Here is a 15,689-nt window from a genome sequence, read left to right as displayed (position 1 = left end):
CGGGGCCGCTGGAACTGCCATTCCAGCGGCCCCCGGATCTCTCACACACGCCAATGCCTGAGAGGACACCAAGCCTAATGTTCAAGAAACTTCCCGGCGACGAGGCACGCAACCTCGTCTCCACCACCCCAGACACCGCCGTGGTCTTCCGCCCGGCCGTCATGCAGACCCCCGCCATCGTCACCATCGTGATCTGGCTGTCGCGGCTCGTCGCGGGCCTGGTCCGCCTCGTCGTGCGGCATCCCGTCGCGGTGGCCGTCCCGGTCGGCCTCGGGGTGATCTGGACCCTGTACGGCTGGCGCCTGGCCTTCGTGATGGCCGGCTTCCTGCCCTCGGCGGGCCTGTCCTGGCTGCTGCTGGATCGGGCCTCGTTCCTGCGCCTGGTCGGCTGGCCGCTGCTGGCCTGGTGGCGGCTGGTGGCCGTGTACCGGCGGCACTGGCAACCGGTCATGGTCGTCTCCGGCCTCGGGCGGCACATCCGGGGCCGCGACTACCTGCCCCGCCTGCTGCGGGTGGAGTGCGACGGCTGGGCCGACCGCGTGAGCGTGAAGATGCTCAACGGCCAGGCCGTCAAAGACTGGGCCGACCACATCGAGCACCTGGCCCACGGCTTCGGCGCACCCTCCTGCCGGGTCGCCGTCGCTCGGGCCGGGCGGCTCGTGCTCACCTTCCCCCGGCGCGATCCGCTCGCCGAGCCGCTGCCCGCGCTTCCGGTTCCCGAGACGCCTTCGGTGGGTCCGGTCGAGATCGGCCGGTGCGAGGACGGCACACCCATGCGGCTCAAGGTCCACGGCACACACGTCCTGATCGCGGGCGCAACCGGTGCGGGCAAGGGCTCCTACCTGTGGTCGACAATCCGCGGCTTGCTCCCCGCGATACGGGCGGGCCTGGTTCAGGTGTGGGCGCTCGACCCCAAGCGGATGGAGCTGTCCTTCGGCCGGGCCTTGTTCGGCTCCCGGTATGCGGCCGATCCGAAGGAGTGCGCCGACCTGCTGGATGAGGCGGTCTCGGTGATGCAGGAGCGGGCCGACCGGTTCGCCGGCCTCCAGCGCTCCCACACACCTACGCCTGCTGACCCGTTCGTCCTGGTGCTCGTCGATGAGGTGGCGTTCCTGACCGCCTACCAACCGGACAAGCACCTTCGGCAGCGCATTACGGCGGCCCTGGCGACCCTGACGACGCAGGGCCGGGCGGTCGGTGTCGGGGTCATGGCTGCGCTGCAGGACCCGCGCAAGGAGGTCATGAACATCCGCAACCTGTTCCCCGACAAGATCGCCCTCCGGCTCGATGAGTCCGAGCAGGTGGACATGGTTCTCGGCGACGGGGCGCGTGATCGGGGTGCCCTGGCCGATCACATCTCACCGGTCCCGGAGCTGGGTGCGGGCGTCGGCTACGTCCGCCTCGAAACCAGTCCTGATCCGGTGCGCGTACGAGCCGCGTACGTCTCCGACGCCGACATCCGGGCCATGGTCGCCGAGTTCGCGGGGGTGGGCCGGTGACGCTCCTCGACGATCTGCGCTGCTCCGGCTGCGGAGCGCTCGATGTGCTGTGGCTCGACTCCCTGCGGGGCCTGGTCGAGTGCCACGAGTGCGGCCAGAAAACCGCCGTCCTGGTTGATGGGGCCGACTTCCTGGGAGGTGACTGGTGACCAACCCGCACGACCGTTCCACACCCCGGGCCGTCCGAATGGCACAGCCCCTCGCCCGTGAGGTCGCGGAAGAGATCGCCAAGCAGTACGGGGTGTGCATCCGCCCGGTTCCGCTGCGGCGGCAGGACATCCTCACCGGTCAGGTTGAGGTCATCGACGTGCCGTGTGGGGCCACGTTGGAGAGCAAGTGCCCGCCGTGCGCCAAGCGCAACCGTCACCTGCGGATGGCGCAGTGCCGGGAAGGCTGGCACCTCGACCACGAGCCGGTGAACCTCCCCGACAACGCCGACGAGTATCAGCGTCACCTCGTGGAGCTGCGGGCTGACGCCCAGGCGTGGCGGGACGAGGTCGAAAAGGCCGGCGGCGACACCACCGACCTGGACGCCGCGATCGAGGACCTGGACGAGGAGATCAACGCCGCGGGAATGCGCGGCAACGTCCTCGGCCGCACCTCCGGCAAGCGCACGCGGTCCACGAAGCGGCGGCAGGACGCTCCGGATCTGCCCAAGCGGCAGATGACCAAGAACACGCTCGGGCGGGCCTTCACCGGCTTTGACGGCAAGGTCTACCGGCCCTCGATGTTCGTGACTCTGACCCTGCCGTCCTATGGCCGGGTGCTCGATGGCGTTCCGATCGACCCGGACCGATACGACTACGAGCGGGCGGCCCGGGACGCGCTGCACTTCTCCAAGCTCGTGGATCGGTTCGTGCAGAACCTCCGCCGGGTCGCCGGATACGACGTGCAGTACTTCGCCACCGTCGAGCCTCAGAAGCGGCTCGCCCCGCACCTGCATATGGCGATCCGCGGCACGCTGCCCCGTGCGGAGCTGCGGCAGATCATCGCCGCGACCTACCACCAGGTGTGGTGGCCCTCAACCGACGAAATCCGGTTCGAGGGTGACCACCTGCCCGTCTGGGAGGACGGGGCCGGCTACCTCGACCCCGACACCGGGGAAGTCCTGCCGACCTGGGAACAGGCCCTCGACCGGCTCGACGCCGACGAGGACGCTCAACCGCTGCACATGCTTCGGTTCGGCGACCAGATGGACATTCAGAGCGTGCTCGCGGGGACGCCGGACGCCGATCAACTGATCCGGTACCTGTCCAAGTACCTGACCAAGTCCCTCGGGGATGCCCTCGGCACCGATGACCCGCGCCGGAAGGCACATGCGGAACGGCTGCTCGATGCTTTGCGCTTCGAGCCGTGCTCGCCAACGTGCCCGAACTGGCTGCGGTACGGCGTGCAGCCCAAGGGCGCCAAACCGGGGATGGCTCCGGGCCGGTGCAGGGGCAAGGCACACAAGCCGGATCACCTCGGCTACGCGGGGCGGCGCGTGCTCGTCTCCCGCAAATGGTCGAACAAGACATTGACCGAGCACAAGCAGGACCGGCGTACCTGGGTCCTGGAAGCCCTCGGTGTGGAAGACGAGCCGGTCGACCCCCACCGCTACGTCTGGAAGCCCGTCAAGGCCGGTGATCCCGACCTTGCCCCGATCGGCGTACGGCTCCTGCGGTCCGTTCACGAACGCCAGCGCTGGCGCAACCACATGAACCAGCTCCAAGCCCAAGCGGACGGACAAGATCTTTCGGCAATCGCGAGAGCGGCTTAGGGGGGCTCGTGGACGGACCGGTTCTGACGGTGGAAGAGGCCGCCGCACAGCTCAAGGTCAGCCGATGGACTCTCTACAAGTTCATCCGCTCGGGCCAGCTCAAGACCTTTAAGGCGGGGCGTCGTCGCCTCGTCCCGGTGACCGCGCTCACCGGCCTTGTTGATCTACTCCTGGAAGAGGCTGCGTGATGGCAACCCGTACGGCCGGAACCTCCGGCGACCAACCACGGAAAAAGACCCGTCGCAAGCGGGCCAACAACGAGGGCACCGTCTACCAGCGGGCGGACGGTAAGTGGTGCGGGCAGGTCTACGTCCTCACCGCTGACGGCACGGAGAAGCGGAAGACCGTCTACGGCAAGACGGCCGACGAGGCGCGAGCCAAAATCGAGGAAATGAAGATCAAGTCTCGGCGCGGTGTGCCTGCGGCTGATCGTGCGTGGAAGGTCGGCGACTACCTCGATTACTGGTTGCAGGACGTCGCCCGCCACTCGATCCGCAAGACCACCTACGCGAAGTACGAGACCATGGTCCGTCTCTACCTCAAGCCTGCGTTGGGCCGGAAGAAGCTCGACCGGCTGACCGTCGCTGAGGTTCAGACCTTCCTCAACAGCAAGCTCAACGGGGAGGGTCACGCGATCGGCACGGTTCACGTCATGCGGAACGTGCTGAGTGCGGCCCTGACGAGGGCTATGCGGGAAGAGATCATCTCTCGGAACGTCGCTCGGCTGGCGACTCTTCCGGCAGTTGACGCCAAGCGCAATCAGCCCTGGACGGCCGACGAGGCGAGGGCCTTCCTTCGGGTCGCGCGCTATGACCCGCTGTATCCGGCCTTCGTGCTCCTCCTCGTGTACGGCCTGCGCCGTGGTGAGGCTCTGGGGCTCCGCTGGGTGGACGTCGACTTTGACGAGGGCCACGTCCACATCCGGCGTCAGCTCGTCCGGGTCGGCAAGGAGCTGCACCACGGGCCGGTGAAGACGAGGGCCGGCAACCGGTCGCTGCCTCTGCTCGGCGTCGTGCGGGAAGCGCTGGAGATCCAGCGGGACGGCCAGAAGATCCTCCGCGAGGAGGCGGGGAAGGACTGGACGGACACCGGACTCGTCTTCACCACCAGATCGGGCAAGCCGATCGAGCCGCGCAACCTCGCCCGGTCCTTCGCCCGCATCGTGGAGACACACAAGCTCCGGCCGATCCGCGTTCACGACCTCCGGCACACCGCCGCGTCCTTGCTCAAGAAGCTCGGCGTCGCACCGCGTGACGCGATGGAAATCCTCGGACACAGCCGGATCTCGGTGACGATGGAGATCTACACGCACGGGGATGGTGAGAGCCGCGAGAATGCCCTCAAGAGGGTGACGGGACTGTTCGAGTGAGTCTGTTGCAGTACCCGTTGCAGCAAAAAGCCCCGGAGCTTGATCGCTTCGGGGCGTTTATCGAGGTGGGGCTACCAGGACTTGAACCTGGGACCTCTTCCTTATCAGGGATTCTTCGACGTGTATTGCCACCCCTGGTCGATGCTCGCTGAATGGGTAAACTTACAGGTGGAAGGCATGATCGAATACCCATGAGTGACCAACCGTCACCCGAGATGACGCCGAGTATCACGGTCAGATGACGGTCAAACGATCAAGGGGGTGATCGCCGCTTGGGCTACTCGCGAAAGCGGATAGGCCGCAACGGCAAACCGAGGTACACCGCCTACTACTTCGACATCAAGGGGATGGAGAAGTCTGCGGGTACCTTCTCGAACAAGAAGGACGCCGACGCGGCCTGGCAGAAAGCGGAGGCCAAGGTTTCCGAGGGCCGGGCGGGCGACCCGAAGCGGGGACGTCAGCCGTTCGAGCGGTACGTCCTCGAGGTGTGGCTGCCGAACCACGAGATGGAGGCGACCACCCGTGAGAAGTACACCTACGCCATCCACAAGCACCTGATCCCGGAGTTCGGCAACCTCAGGATGATCGACATCCTCCCCGAGCACGTACGCCAGTGGGTCGCCACGATGAAGAAGAACGGCGTCTCGCCGGTGACCATCAAGAGCAACATGGTCATCCTCAGCGCCATCTTCACGACCGCACTTCATGACCAGGTGACCTACCTGCATCCCTGCAAGGGGGTGAAGACGCCGCCCGTCGTCCCGAAGCCGCTCACCATCATCACGCCTGAGCAGTTCAACACCCTCTATATGGCGCTCCCGGACAGCGACAGCCAGCTTCTCGTGGAGACCGCGATCGAGACAGGTTTGCGGTGGGGCGAGCTAACTGAGCTGCGTCTCAAAGACCTCGACGTCCGCTCGCGCATCCTGACGATCAGCCGTGCCGTTGTAGAGGTCAACCCGAAGTTCCACCCCAAGGGCGAGCGGTTCCTGGTCAAGCCGTACCCGAAGGACAAGGAGTTCCGCCGTTTCAAGTTGACGGCCCAGATCGTCCTGAAGCTTCAAGCTCACGCTCAGGCCGAGAAGTTGGGTCGCGATGACCTGTTCTTCAGGTGGCGACACGACCCGACACCGAGAAGCCACGTGCGAGTGGTTCCCGATCCCGACAAGCTCGGATTCACCGAGCCGAACGTAGCCGGACGGTCGTACAAGCACGGAACTCGCACCGCTTACACCACCGGGAAATGCCGCTGTGAGCACTGCCGTGCCGCGTTCGCTATCTATCGGGCGGAGCGGCGCGCCCTCGGCAAAGACAACCCGCGGCAGCCGCGGAACCGCGACACCGACGGCCACATCCCCGCTGACTGGTTCCGCAAGCAGGTATGGCAGAAGACCCTGGCCGAAGCGGACCTGGAGAGCACGGTACGGATCCACGATCTACGCCATGCCCATGCCTCCTGGCTGTTGTCCGGCGGCGCTGACCTCCAAGTGGTGAAAGAGCGACTTGGACACGGTTCCATCAAGACCACCGAGAAATACCTGCACACCCTTGACGACGCCGACGAGACGGCGCTTGACGCATTCACGAAGATCCGAAACCGCAACGCGCGCAGGTCGTCCTGACGCTGGTACGGCTCGCTCCGTGCTGGCTACGGAGGCGAGCCTTGATCCTGCTGGAGGAAACGAGGACCAGTGGCCGAGCCCATGGACGGCGCCGACCAGCGACGAACCGAAAGAGTCATCCTGGGAGCGACGATCACCAGCGTGGTCCTGCTCGCCTTCATCGCCGGCTCGATCTCGTACCGGCATCTCCATCTGCTCGCCCTTCGGCACGGCGAGTCACCCTGGACCGCTGCGCTACTACCGCTGAGCGTCGACGGGATGGTGCTCTGCGCCTCGATGGCTCTGCTTGCTGATTCGAGGCGCGGGAGGCGCGGCGGAGTCCTGCCCTGGACACTTCTCGTGATCGGCAGCCTCGCCAGCGTTGCCGCCAACGTCGCCGTCGCCGAACCATCGATCATCGGTCGGGCCGTGGCAGCGTGGCCGGCCTTCGCGATGATCGGCGGCTTGGAGATGGCCTTCCGGCTGGTACGACAAAGCGTCGCCCGCCGACTCTCTTCGGAGGAGCCCACGGCCTTACCAGAACCCGTATCGGACGACGACGCGCTTCGAGCCGACGGTAGGCCGCGCGGACGCACCCTCCAGCAAGAAGCATGGCAGTGGGCACTCCGAAACCGCCGCCCAGACGGAACTCTGCCGCGATCCGTTGATCTGGCCAGGAAATTCCACCGCAGCCCCCGCTGGGCCCGCCTCGTCAAATCGTCCGGGTTGAACGGCACGCTGACGTAATTGCCCTCCTCATGGCCTCCTTTGGTGATCCTCGATCGCCCCGGAGGGCGACCGCCACCACCGGCGCCAGCGTGGCCTCCGCCCCGTCCAGCGTGTTGCGATCCTCGATCGCCCCGGAAGGCGACCGCCACCTCATGGTGTTCTGCCCGCCTCAGGAGAGCAAGAGCCAGTTGCGATCCTCGATCGCCCCGGAGGGCGACCGCCACCACGTGCTTGATTTTCTTCTCGACCGCCTCGGTGTCGTTGCGATCCTCGATCACCCCGGAAAGCGACCGCCGCGTCGTCCGGACGCCCTTTATGAGCTCCGCCGTTTGGTTGCGATCCTCGGTCACCCCCGGCGGGCGGCACGGATCGCCTTGATCGCGCGGGCCGGGTCGGCGACCAACAGATTAGCCATTGTCCGAATCAGGACTTCCGTACCCGCTCAGGACCTCGGTCTAAGTGGATGCCTGCGAATGCTGAGCTCTCGGTTGGTCCACCACCCCAGGCATCTGAGGTGGTGGACCACTAGGAGGTTACTGACCCTCGTAGACCTGCGCCCGTAGTCGAACGTTATGGCGAACAGCGGGCAAGTTCCGGTGCAGCCCAAATGGGCGACAACGGTGGAGACCGCGACGGCGCCCGCGGACGAGAAGGCCGACGGCGACCAGGGTGGCGCTTGTTCCGGCGATTGCACTCAGGGTCAGGATGACGGCTACCTCAGGCGTTCCGTTAGGAACGCTACTTCGACGATACTACTGACTCATGGATCTCCCTTGAGGTCCATGGCGCCGTCCGGGTCTTAGCAGGGATCGGGCGGCGCCTGTTTATGTGGGTCGAGACGCTACTCGGCATCCCTCTCTTTGTCTTGAAGATCCCACTTTCCGGATAGCCCCCCAAGCTAACTTCTGAGAACCCTGCGCGGCCACATCCGGTCGGCGTTAAGCTCACAGGCGCATCAGCGGAAGCAGTCCGTGTGCGAACGCGACTGAGCATCGCAATTCAGAGGTTGGTTCGGGGACCATTCGAACAGGCGTGCTATGCCGCCAGGGCCGAATTACGGCTCTGGCGGCGACGCAATAGCAATCCGCCGTAAATGCCGACTCGGTTGCTTCCCGGTTTTGTCGGACCCCCCTTCTATAGTCCCGAGGCAACTGTTGGTAGCGACCTGGATCTGGCGTGAGATGAACCTATGGGCACATAGCAGCAGCAAAGATGGGGTTCGTCATGGCCTTGAAGATCATTTACGGGACACGGCTGCTCTTGCGGGCGATTTCGCCGAGGTCTTCGGTGCCGGGGAGTTGGCGGCTTACCTGGGGCTGGTCCATGACGTGGGCAAGGGCAGTTGTGCATGGCAAGAGGGCCTGATCGCGGCCGAACCTACCAAGGGCAGAGTCGTTGACGCCCAGGGGCAGAGCATCGATCACAAGGCGGCGGGGACGTGGCTTGCCGTTCGTGAGGCGGGGCTGGGGTTGTTCGGCATGCCCGTGCTCGGCCATCACGGAGGGCTTCCCGACACCCAGGATCTGAAGCGTTGCATTGCACTGGCCGAGACGGACGACAGGGAGCGTGTCCAGGAGGCGATCGAACGCGTCTCCAAGGTGATTCCCGAGATCGCGTCTGGACCATTCCCCGAGCTTCCTGCCTGGGTGAAGTCAGCGCCGGATCCCCTTGCGGTGGAGCTGTTGATCCGGATGGTGTTCAGCGCTTTGGTGGACGCTGATTTCCTGGACACCTCCCGGCACTTCTCGGGTGCTCTGCGGCCCGAGCCGGCTTCGCTGGCAACGATGGCCGACGCTTTTGAAGGGGCCCGGATCGAGTATCTGGCCGAGGCGAAGGCGCGGACCGGCCCGAGCCCGGTGGACGGCATTCGTGCCGAGGTGTACGACCAGGCGGTCAGCGCCGCTGCCCAGCCGCGCGGGATATTCCCCTTCCCGGCGCCCACGGGGAGTGGCAAGACGATCGCAGCGGGTGGCTTCGCCGTACATCACGCGGCTCGGCATGGCTTACGTCGCGTGATCATCGCGGTGCCGTATATGTCGATTACGGAGCAGAACGCGAAGGTGTATCGCCGCCTGTTCGGCGAGGCCAATGTGCTGGAGCATCACAGCAGTGTCGACCTGCACCGGTTGCCTGCTGGCAGGCGGTGGCAGCGGCTCGCGGCGGAGAACTGGGACGCGCCGGTCGTTGTGACGACGACCGTGCAGCTTTTCCAGTCACTGTTTGATCGTCGGCCGTCGGCCATGCGGAAGGTTCACCGTTTGGCGGGTTCGGTCATCGTGCTGGATGAGGTCCAGTCCCTGCCGGATTCGATGCTGTTGCCGATCCTGTCCGCTCTTCGGCAGCTGACCGAGTATTTCGGTACGAGCGTGCTGCTTGCGTCGGCCACCCAGCCTGCCTTCTTCGATCTGGACATCTTCCGCGGCCTCAAGCCGACTGAGGTGATCGCGCAGCCTCAGCCGTTGTACGAGCAATTGCGCCGGGTCCGCTACATCTGGCGGTGTCACCCGAAACCGACCTTCAAACAGATCGCGGCAGAGGCGGCCGGCGAGCGCCAAGTGCTCCTGATCGTCAACACCACGGGAGACGCAGCTCAACTACATGAGCGGCTGGTCAAGATTTGGAAGCATGACGGCCCGGTTCTGCACCTGTCGACCCGGATGACCGCAGGTCATCGCCGTGAGGTCCTCGGCGACATATATAAGCTGGTCGGCCAGAATCAGCCCGTCGCCGTCGTGGCCACCCAGTTGGTCGAGGCGGGCGTCGACCTCGACTTTCCCGTGGTCTACCGCGCCTTGGCCCCTGCCGAGGCGTTGCAGCAGGCCGCCGGGCGGGCGAACCGAAACGGCACCCTGGCAGAAGGCCGGGTCATCGTGTTCGATCCAGCCGACGGGAACACCTGGGGCACCCGGCTGGTATACGGCGCCGCACTGGATACCAGTAAGCGTTTCATCGGCCCCAAGGCCGCAGACCCCGATGACCTGGCCGCTCTGCGGGCCTACTACCGCACCCGCTACGCCGTAAAGAACGTCGAGGGTAGCGGCGCTGGCAGGCAGATTCAGGAACGGCGAGCCGACTTCGACTTCCCGGTGGTCGCCGAGCGCTTCAAGATGATCGAGGAACGGACTGTCCCAATGCTGGTCCGCCGCGGCGAGGACAAAAAACTCGATGCCCTCCGTGCTCGGCTTCGCGGTTCGGAGCGCATCGAGCCATGGGTCTTCCGTGACATTCAGCCATACCTGGCCACGCTGCCCGTGAACCTGGCCAGGCAGGCCGTCGAGCAGGGGAAGGCCGCCGAGCTCATCGGCGACCTTTATGAGTGGCTCGGCGACTACGACGCCCACCGAGGCATTCAGTTCCCCTCACCCAATGCAGAGGACAAGGACAAGGACCAGTGAGCACATTCGAACATCCCCGCTATCCGCATGCGCCCCTGGTTGTTGAGGTGGGGGGTGAGCTGGCCTGCTTCACCCGGCCCGAACTGAAGTCTGAGCGCTTCAGCTACGAGGTGATGACGCCTTCGGCCGCCCGCGGCGTTCTGGAGGCGATCTTCTGGAAGCCCGAGTTCGACTACGTCATCTGCAAGATCGAGGTTCTCAAGCCGATCCGGTGGTTTTCCATCCGCCGCAACGAGGTCAAGTCCGTGGTCTCCGAGGACTGGGTCAGGCGAGCCAGGACCGACCCCACGCTGCGCTACGACGTAGAGACCGACCGAGACCAGCGCAACACCGTGGCGCTGCGACACGTCGCCTACCGCATTCACGCCCAGGTGCAACTGCGCCCGCACGCCGATCAGCCCGAGGCCAAGTACCGCGATCAGTTCCGCCGGCGCGTGGACAAGGGCGCCTGCTTCTCCCAGCCCTTCCTTGGCACGCGGGAATTCACCGCCTGGTTTGCAAAGCCCACCTCCGCCAAGCCGATCGATGAATCCCGTCATCTCGGGGTCATGCTGCACAGCATCGGCTACAGCGAGGCCGGTGAGACCTACCGCTGGTTCCTCGCCCGACTCGACCGCGGGGTCATGGCAGTGCCGCCCCAGGGCATGGAACTCCCCTCCGCCTCCCCGGCCCGATCCCGGACGTGACCGCATGCTGATTCAGCGACTGGCCGAGCACGCCAGACAGTCGGCAGGTGCGGAAACTCCCCGCTACTACCGCAATCGCACCGTCCGGTGGGCCCTAGTAATCGACCGCAAGGGGACACCCTCCCTCATCAGCCGTGCGGACAGCGTCAACAAGGCCGGCTCTTCCCTGCCAACCCCATACCTGACCCGCACCAGCGGAGTGGCCGCCATGCTGCTCGCGGACACGCTCGAGTACGTCTTCGCGGTCGCCAAGGACGACACCGACAAAGCGCAGGCAGCGGCGGACCGCCGCAACGACGCCTACCTTGACCTGCTCAAAGCCTGGCGGGACGCGGCAGCCGACCCTGTCGCCGACCTGGTGTGGCGCACCTTCCAGGCTGAACGCCACCTCGATGTCCTCGCCGACCTTCCTGACGAGGCCAAGTCCAGCGACATGGTCGCCATCATGGTGGAGGATGAGTGGACGCACCTGCGCCCGTCTGCCATCGCTTTCTGGGCCCAGGTCGCGCGCGACCGCAAAAGCTCCGGTAACGACGGTTGGTGCCTGGGCTGCGGCGACTACGGCGCGCTGTTGAAGACCATCCCGGAGATGGTCAAGGGGACCCTCATCCCCGTCGGCCTTGACGCGAGCGGCCGGCCCAAACGTGGCCGGGACGCCGCGCTCATCTCGGTGAACACTACGGCCCAGGGGCGGATGGGCACACTACAGCTGGCGAACACCCCGATCTGCGAGGAGTGCGGCAGCGCCGCGATGGCCGGGCTGAACCACCTGCTGTCCGACGACCGGCACCGCCGCCGCGGCGACGACAACGTGTTCATCTGGTGGCTACGCGAGCCGGCGGACTTCAACCCCCTGATCATCGACGCCCCACAGCTGAAGGATGTCGAGCGACTGCTGCAGGAGGTGCACCGCGGTCAGCCCGGCACCCGCGTCGACGACAACGCCTTCTACGCGTTGACCTTGTCCGCCAACCAGAGCCGAGTGGTCGTCCGCGACTGGCTGGACGTTCCGCTCCCCGAAATCAAAGCGAAGTTCGCCAGGTGGTTCCGTGACATCGCCTCCACCAATCGGTGGACCGACGGCATCAGCTACACGCCGCTATGGCAGATGGTGCGAGCCAGCGGCCAATGGAGCCGAACCCGCAAGCTCTATCGGCCGGGCAGCACCGCCCACGGCCTGGACCGCGACCTGCTGCACGCGGCGCTGCACGGCACCCCACCACCTTCCCACATGGTGGCGCACCTGCTGCACCGGATCCGCAATGACCACCACGTCGACCTGCCCAGAGTCGCAATGCTCCGGCTTGCGCTCACCCGCCACCCATATAAGGAGAAGATCATGCCGGGCCTCGACGAGAACGCCACCGATCCCGCCTATGTGTGGGGACGTCTGTTCGCCGTACTGGAGGCGATCCAGCATCGCGCTCTGCCCGAGGCCAACACCACGATCCGAGACCGCTACTTCGGCCTGGCCATGACACAACCCGCCGCGACCATGCGGATGCTGCGCACGAACGCCAACGGGCACCTGAAGAAGCTCATCGGCAAAGAGAAAACCCGCCCGGCTGGCCTGGCTTTGGACAGTCGGCTTGCCGCCATCAGCCAGCTCATCGACCGTGAGTCCGGACTCCCGACGCACCTGGATGCCAAGGGACAGATCCAGTTCATTCTCGGTTACGACCACCAGCGCGCCCACGATATAGCCGCCGCCCGCGCCGCCAGGGCGGCCAAAGCGACCGCCGACGCGAGCCAGTCCTGACCCCACGAAAGGAAGAAGCCCCGTGACCTCGATGATTCATCTCGACCCGACCCGCAAGCACGACTTCGTGTTCCTCTTCGACGTCTACGACGGCAACCCCAACGGCGACCCGGACGCCGGCGGCATGCCGCGTACCGATCCCGAAACCATGCAGGGTTTGGTCACCGACGTCGCGATCAAACGGAAGATCCGCAACATGGTCACCCTCCTCGGCGAGGGCAAGCCCGGCTACGACATCTACGTCGAAGCCGGCGTCTCCCTCAACTCGCAACACGAGCGGGCGTACACGGAGCTCGGCCTCACCGAAGGCAGGGCAGCCGAGATATCGGCTCAGCAGTGGATGTGCCAGACCTTCTTCGATGTCCGGATGTTCGGCGCCGTCATGGCCACCGGGAAGAAGACGGCAGGACGAGTCCGCGGCCCCCTTCAGCTCACCTTCTCCCGGTCTATCGACCCGGTCATGCCGCAGGAACACGGCATCACTCGCGTAACCCGGACCCGCGAAGACGACAACAAAGAGACCGAAATGGGCGGCAAAAACACCATCGCCTACGGCCTCTACCGCGGAACCGGACACTTCAGTGCCCCCCTGGCCGCCAAAACCGGAGTCACCTCCGAAGACCTGTCCATGCTCTGGCGCGCACTGACCCTGATGTTCGAACACGACCGAGCATCCGGCCGTGCCGAAATCACCCTGCGAGGCCTCTACATCTTCACCCACGCCGACGCCTTCGGCACCGCCCCCGCGCGCACCCTCACTCACATGGTCAAGGTCGAACGCACCATCCCCGATGACCTGCCCATCCGCGACTTCACCAACTACAAAATTACGATTGACGAGAAGTCCATCCCTAACGGCGTGATCTTTACTCGTGCCGTCGGGTGATAAAGTGGAGCTATCGGTTTCACGGAAACCGAAAAGGCGGTCGCACTGCGACCGAGGATCGCAATACTCCCTGGGGTTATTACGGTCTCATCGGTTGGTTAAGCGGTCGCTCCTCGCAGCGACCGAGGGTCGCAACGCCGTCACTACTGAAGAACTTACTCTGTATATCGAGGAGTGAGGCCGCCCTTCGGGGACAAGGAGAGTGGCAACGAAGAGGTCCGGTACCCCGTGCAACTATCCCACCTGGATTGCGGTTGCCATCCGGAGCGACCGAGGATCGCAACCAAGAAGGCGTCGGAACCGATACAGACGTCCCAAAGAACTAGCGGTCACCCCCGGGGCGGCCGAGGATCGCAACCGCGTGGAGGACATTACCCGGGTTCAGTGTCAAATCGGTAAGCGATTACCCTTTCGGCGGTTGAGGGTTGCAACGAAGACGGTGTGGCCACCGACACGGACGTCCCAAAAGTAGCGGTCACCCTTCGGGGCGACCGAGGACGTTACTTGAAAACTAATTCGCGAAAGTTTTGCTGAGGCATACTGCTGCTCGGATGCCTTGGTGGTCGCCCTCAGGGGCGGCCGTGAGTCGCGGCCGTGGATCGCAACAACGTCGACCTCGCCAACAGCTCCCGCGTGTGCCGCATGTGGCGGTCGCCCTGCGGGGCGGCCGAGAGTCGCAACGACGACATCTTGTGGGTGCAATTCGCCCGGCGCTGGCGGGTGGCGATCGCCCTGTAGGGCGGCCGAAGATCGCAACAACGGTGGCACCAACGGCGCCACGATCAGCACTGCCAAGGGGCGGTCCCCCTCCCGGGGCGGCCGCGGATCGCAACAATGCAACCGCCGCGAACGCCGCCTATAACGCCGAGTGGCGGTCGCCCTCTGGGTCGGCCGTGGATTGCAACTCGCCAAGTCGTGCTCGAACAGATCCCGCTGGAGCTCGTGTAGCGGTCGCCCTTCGGGGCGGCCGTGGGTCGCAACCCCGAGGACCTCGGCGGGCTGTACACCTCCGACGAGTGGCGGTCGTCACCTGGGGCGGCCGTGGATCACAACCCACATGAAGTACGACGCCTCGTACTGCGCCTTGGGGTGACGGTCGCCCTCCAGGGCGTTCGAGAATTACAACGACACGGACACGGACTTGGCTGTGGCGGTGCACGTGATGACGGTCGCCCCCCGGGGCGGCCGAGGATTGCAACTTTGCGGTGGCGGTCGCCCTCTGGGGCGGCCGAGGGTCGCAACCTGCCGGACTGGATCGAGGCGATCACCCTGCCGCTGGGTGGCGGTCGCCCTACAGGGCAGCCGAGGGTCGCAACCCATGACGAATCGCGGGTGTCGCTCGACTCGCGCCGGTGGCGGTCGCCCTGCAGGACGGCGTGGGTCGCAACCAGCGCTTCAAGGCACTGATGGACGCCGAGCAAAAGTGGCGGTCGTCCTCTGAGACGACCGAGGATCGCAATCAGAAGGCCCTCAACGCCGTCCGCGTGGGCGGCGGCGTGGCGGTCGCCTACCGGGGCGACCGTGGATCGCAACCTACGGTCGATCAAGGACCTCGACCCCAATGCCGAGGTGGCGGTCGCCCTCCAGGGCGGCCGTGGATCGCAACCACATCTCGCCGTACGGAGGGAACCTTCGGAGTAGAGGGAGTGGCGGTCGCCCTTCGGGGCGGCCGTGGGTCGCAACTCACTTGGCGAGCAGGGCGGCGCGGTCAACGACAAGGTGGCGGTCGCCCTCCGGGGCGGCCGTGGATCGCAACGTCTGATGCCTGGACTGTTCAACGACCCCGCGAAGCTGTGGCGGTCGCCCTCCAGGGCGGCCGTGGATCGCAACTTGTAGGTAGTCGACATACTTGGAGGTAATCGCCACTTGGCGGTCGCCCTCCAGGGCGACTGTGGGTCGCAACCACCTCTCCAGGGCGCGCAGGCGATCCTCATGGCCGGTGGTGGCGGTCGCCCTCCGGGGCGGCCGTGGGTCGCAACTTCCCTCCCAGCGGCATCGTCCTGCAC

At 65.6% G+C, this 15,689-nt stretch carries 12 protein-coding genes; all 12 read left to right on the top strand.

The window, feature by feature from the left end; translation table 11 throughout:
• Positions 1-77: 77 nt before the first annotated feature.
• Positions 78-1,499: an FtsK/SpoIIIE domain-containing protein gene (locus FLX08_RS14360; RefSeq protein WP_142619336.1), complete on the top strand. Its 1,422-nt coding sequence runs from the start codon at positions 78-80 to the stop codon at positions 1,497-1,499.
• Positions 1,496-1,648 (top strand): hypothetical protein, encoded by a 153-nt coding sequence (locus FLX08_RS40600; protein WP_167530415.1) that lies wholly within the window; start codon positions 1,496-1,498, stop codon positions 1,646-1,648. The genes FLX08_RS14360 and FLX08_RS40600 overlap by 4 nt, the downstream gene beginning before the upstream one ends.
• A 38-nt stretch (positions 1,649-1,686) precedes the next feature.
• Complete coding sequence (locus tag FLX08_RS14355; protein WP_244312650.1) at positions 1,687-3,258, top strand: helitron helicase-like domain-containing protein; 1,572 nt, start codon at positions 1,687-1,689, stop codon at positions 3,256-3,258.
• Between the two features lie 8 nt (positions 3,259-3,266).
• Positions 3,267-3,446 carry a helix-turn-helix domain-containing protein gene (locus tag FLX08_RS14350; protein WP_142619334.1) on the top strand — a complete coding sequence of 60 codons (180 nt, stop codon included), beginning with the start codon at positions 3,267-3,269 and terminating at the stop codon, positions 3,444-3,446.
• Entirely contained in the window at positions 3,446-4,627 is a 1,182-nt protein-coding gene (locus FLX08_RS14345; protein ID WP_142619333.1) for a tyrosine-type recombinase/integrase, read from the top strand. The genes FLX08_RS14350 and FLX08_RS14345 overlap by 1 nt, the downstream gene beginning before the upstream one ends.
• Positions 4,628-4,899: 272 nt before the next feature.
• Positions 4,900-6,249: a tyrosine-type recombinase/integrase gene (locus FLX08_RS14340; protein WP_244312639.1), complete on the top strand. Its 1,350-nt coding sequence runs from the start codon at positions 4,900-4,902 to the stop codon at positions 6,247-6,249.
• 69 nt (positions 6,250-6,318) lie between these two features.
• Positions 6,319-6,975, top strand: coding sequence for a DUF2637 domain-containing protein (locus tag FLX08_RS14335; protein WP_244312638.1), 657 nt, complete (start codon positions 6,319-6,321; stop codon positions 6,973-6,975).
• Between the two features lie 1,163 nt (positions 6,976-8,138).
• Positions 8,139-10,352 (top strand): CRISPR-associated helicase Cas3', encoded by a 2,214-nt coding sequence (gene cas3 / locus FLX08_RS14330; RefSeq protein WP_142619332.1) that lies wholly within the window; start codon positions 8,139-8,141, stop codon positions 10,350-10,352.
• Positions 10,349-11,038, top strand: a complete 690-nt coding sequence (gene cas5c / locus FLX08_RS14325) for a type I-C CRISPR-associated protein Cas5c (RefSeq protein ID WP_244312637.1) — start codon at positions 10,349-10,351, stop codon at positions 11,036-11,038. The genes cas3 and cas5c overlap by 4 nt, the downstream gene beginning before the upstream one ends.
• A 4-nt stretch (positions 11,039-11,042) precedes the next feature.
• Positions 11,043-12,797: a type I-C CRISPR-associated protein Cas8c/Csd1 gene (cas8c, locus tag FLX08_RS14320; RefSeq protein ID WP_142619331.1), complete on the top strand. Its 1,755-nt coding sequence runs from the start codon at positions 11,043-11,045 to the stop codon at positions 12,795-12,797.
• Between the two features lie 31 nt (positions 12,798-12,828).
• Entirely contained in the window at positions 12,829-13,683 is an 855-nt protein-coding gene (gene cas7c / locus FLX08_RS14315) for a type I-C CRISPR-associated protein Cas7/Csd2 (protein ID WP_142619453.1), read from the top strand.
• 594 nt (positions 13,684-14,277) lie between these two features.
• Entirely contained in the window at positions 14,278-14,421 is a 144-nt protein-coding gene (locus FLX08_RS40595; protein WP_167530414.1) for a hypothetical protein, read from the top strand.
• Positions 14,422-15,689: the final 1,268 nt, after the last annotated feature.

Origin of the sequence: Microbispora hainanensis, from assembly GCF_006874475.1 — a bacterium.
In the GTDB taxonomy this organism is placed as follows: domain Bacteria; phylum Actinomycetota; class Actinomycetes; order Streptosporangiales; family Streptosporangiaceae; genus Microbispora; species Microbispora hainanensis.
The sequence above is the reverse complement of the archived record's forward strand: the minus strand, read 5'-3'. Positions and strand labels throughout refer to the sequence as shown.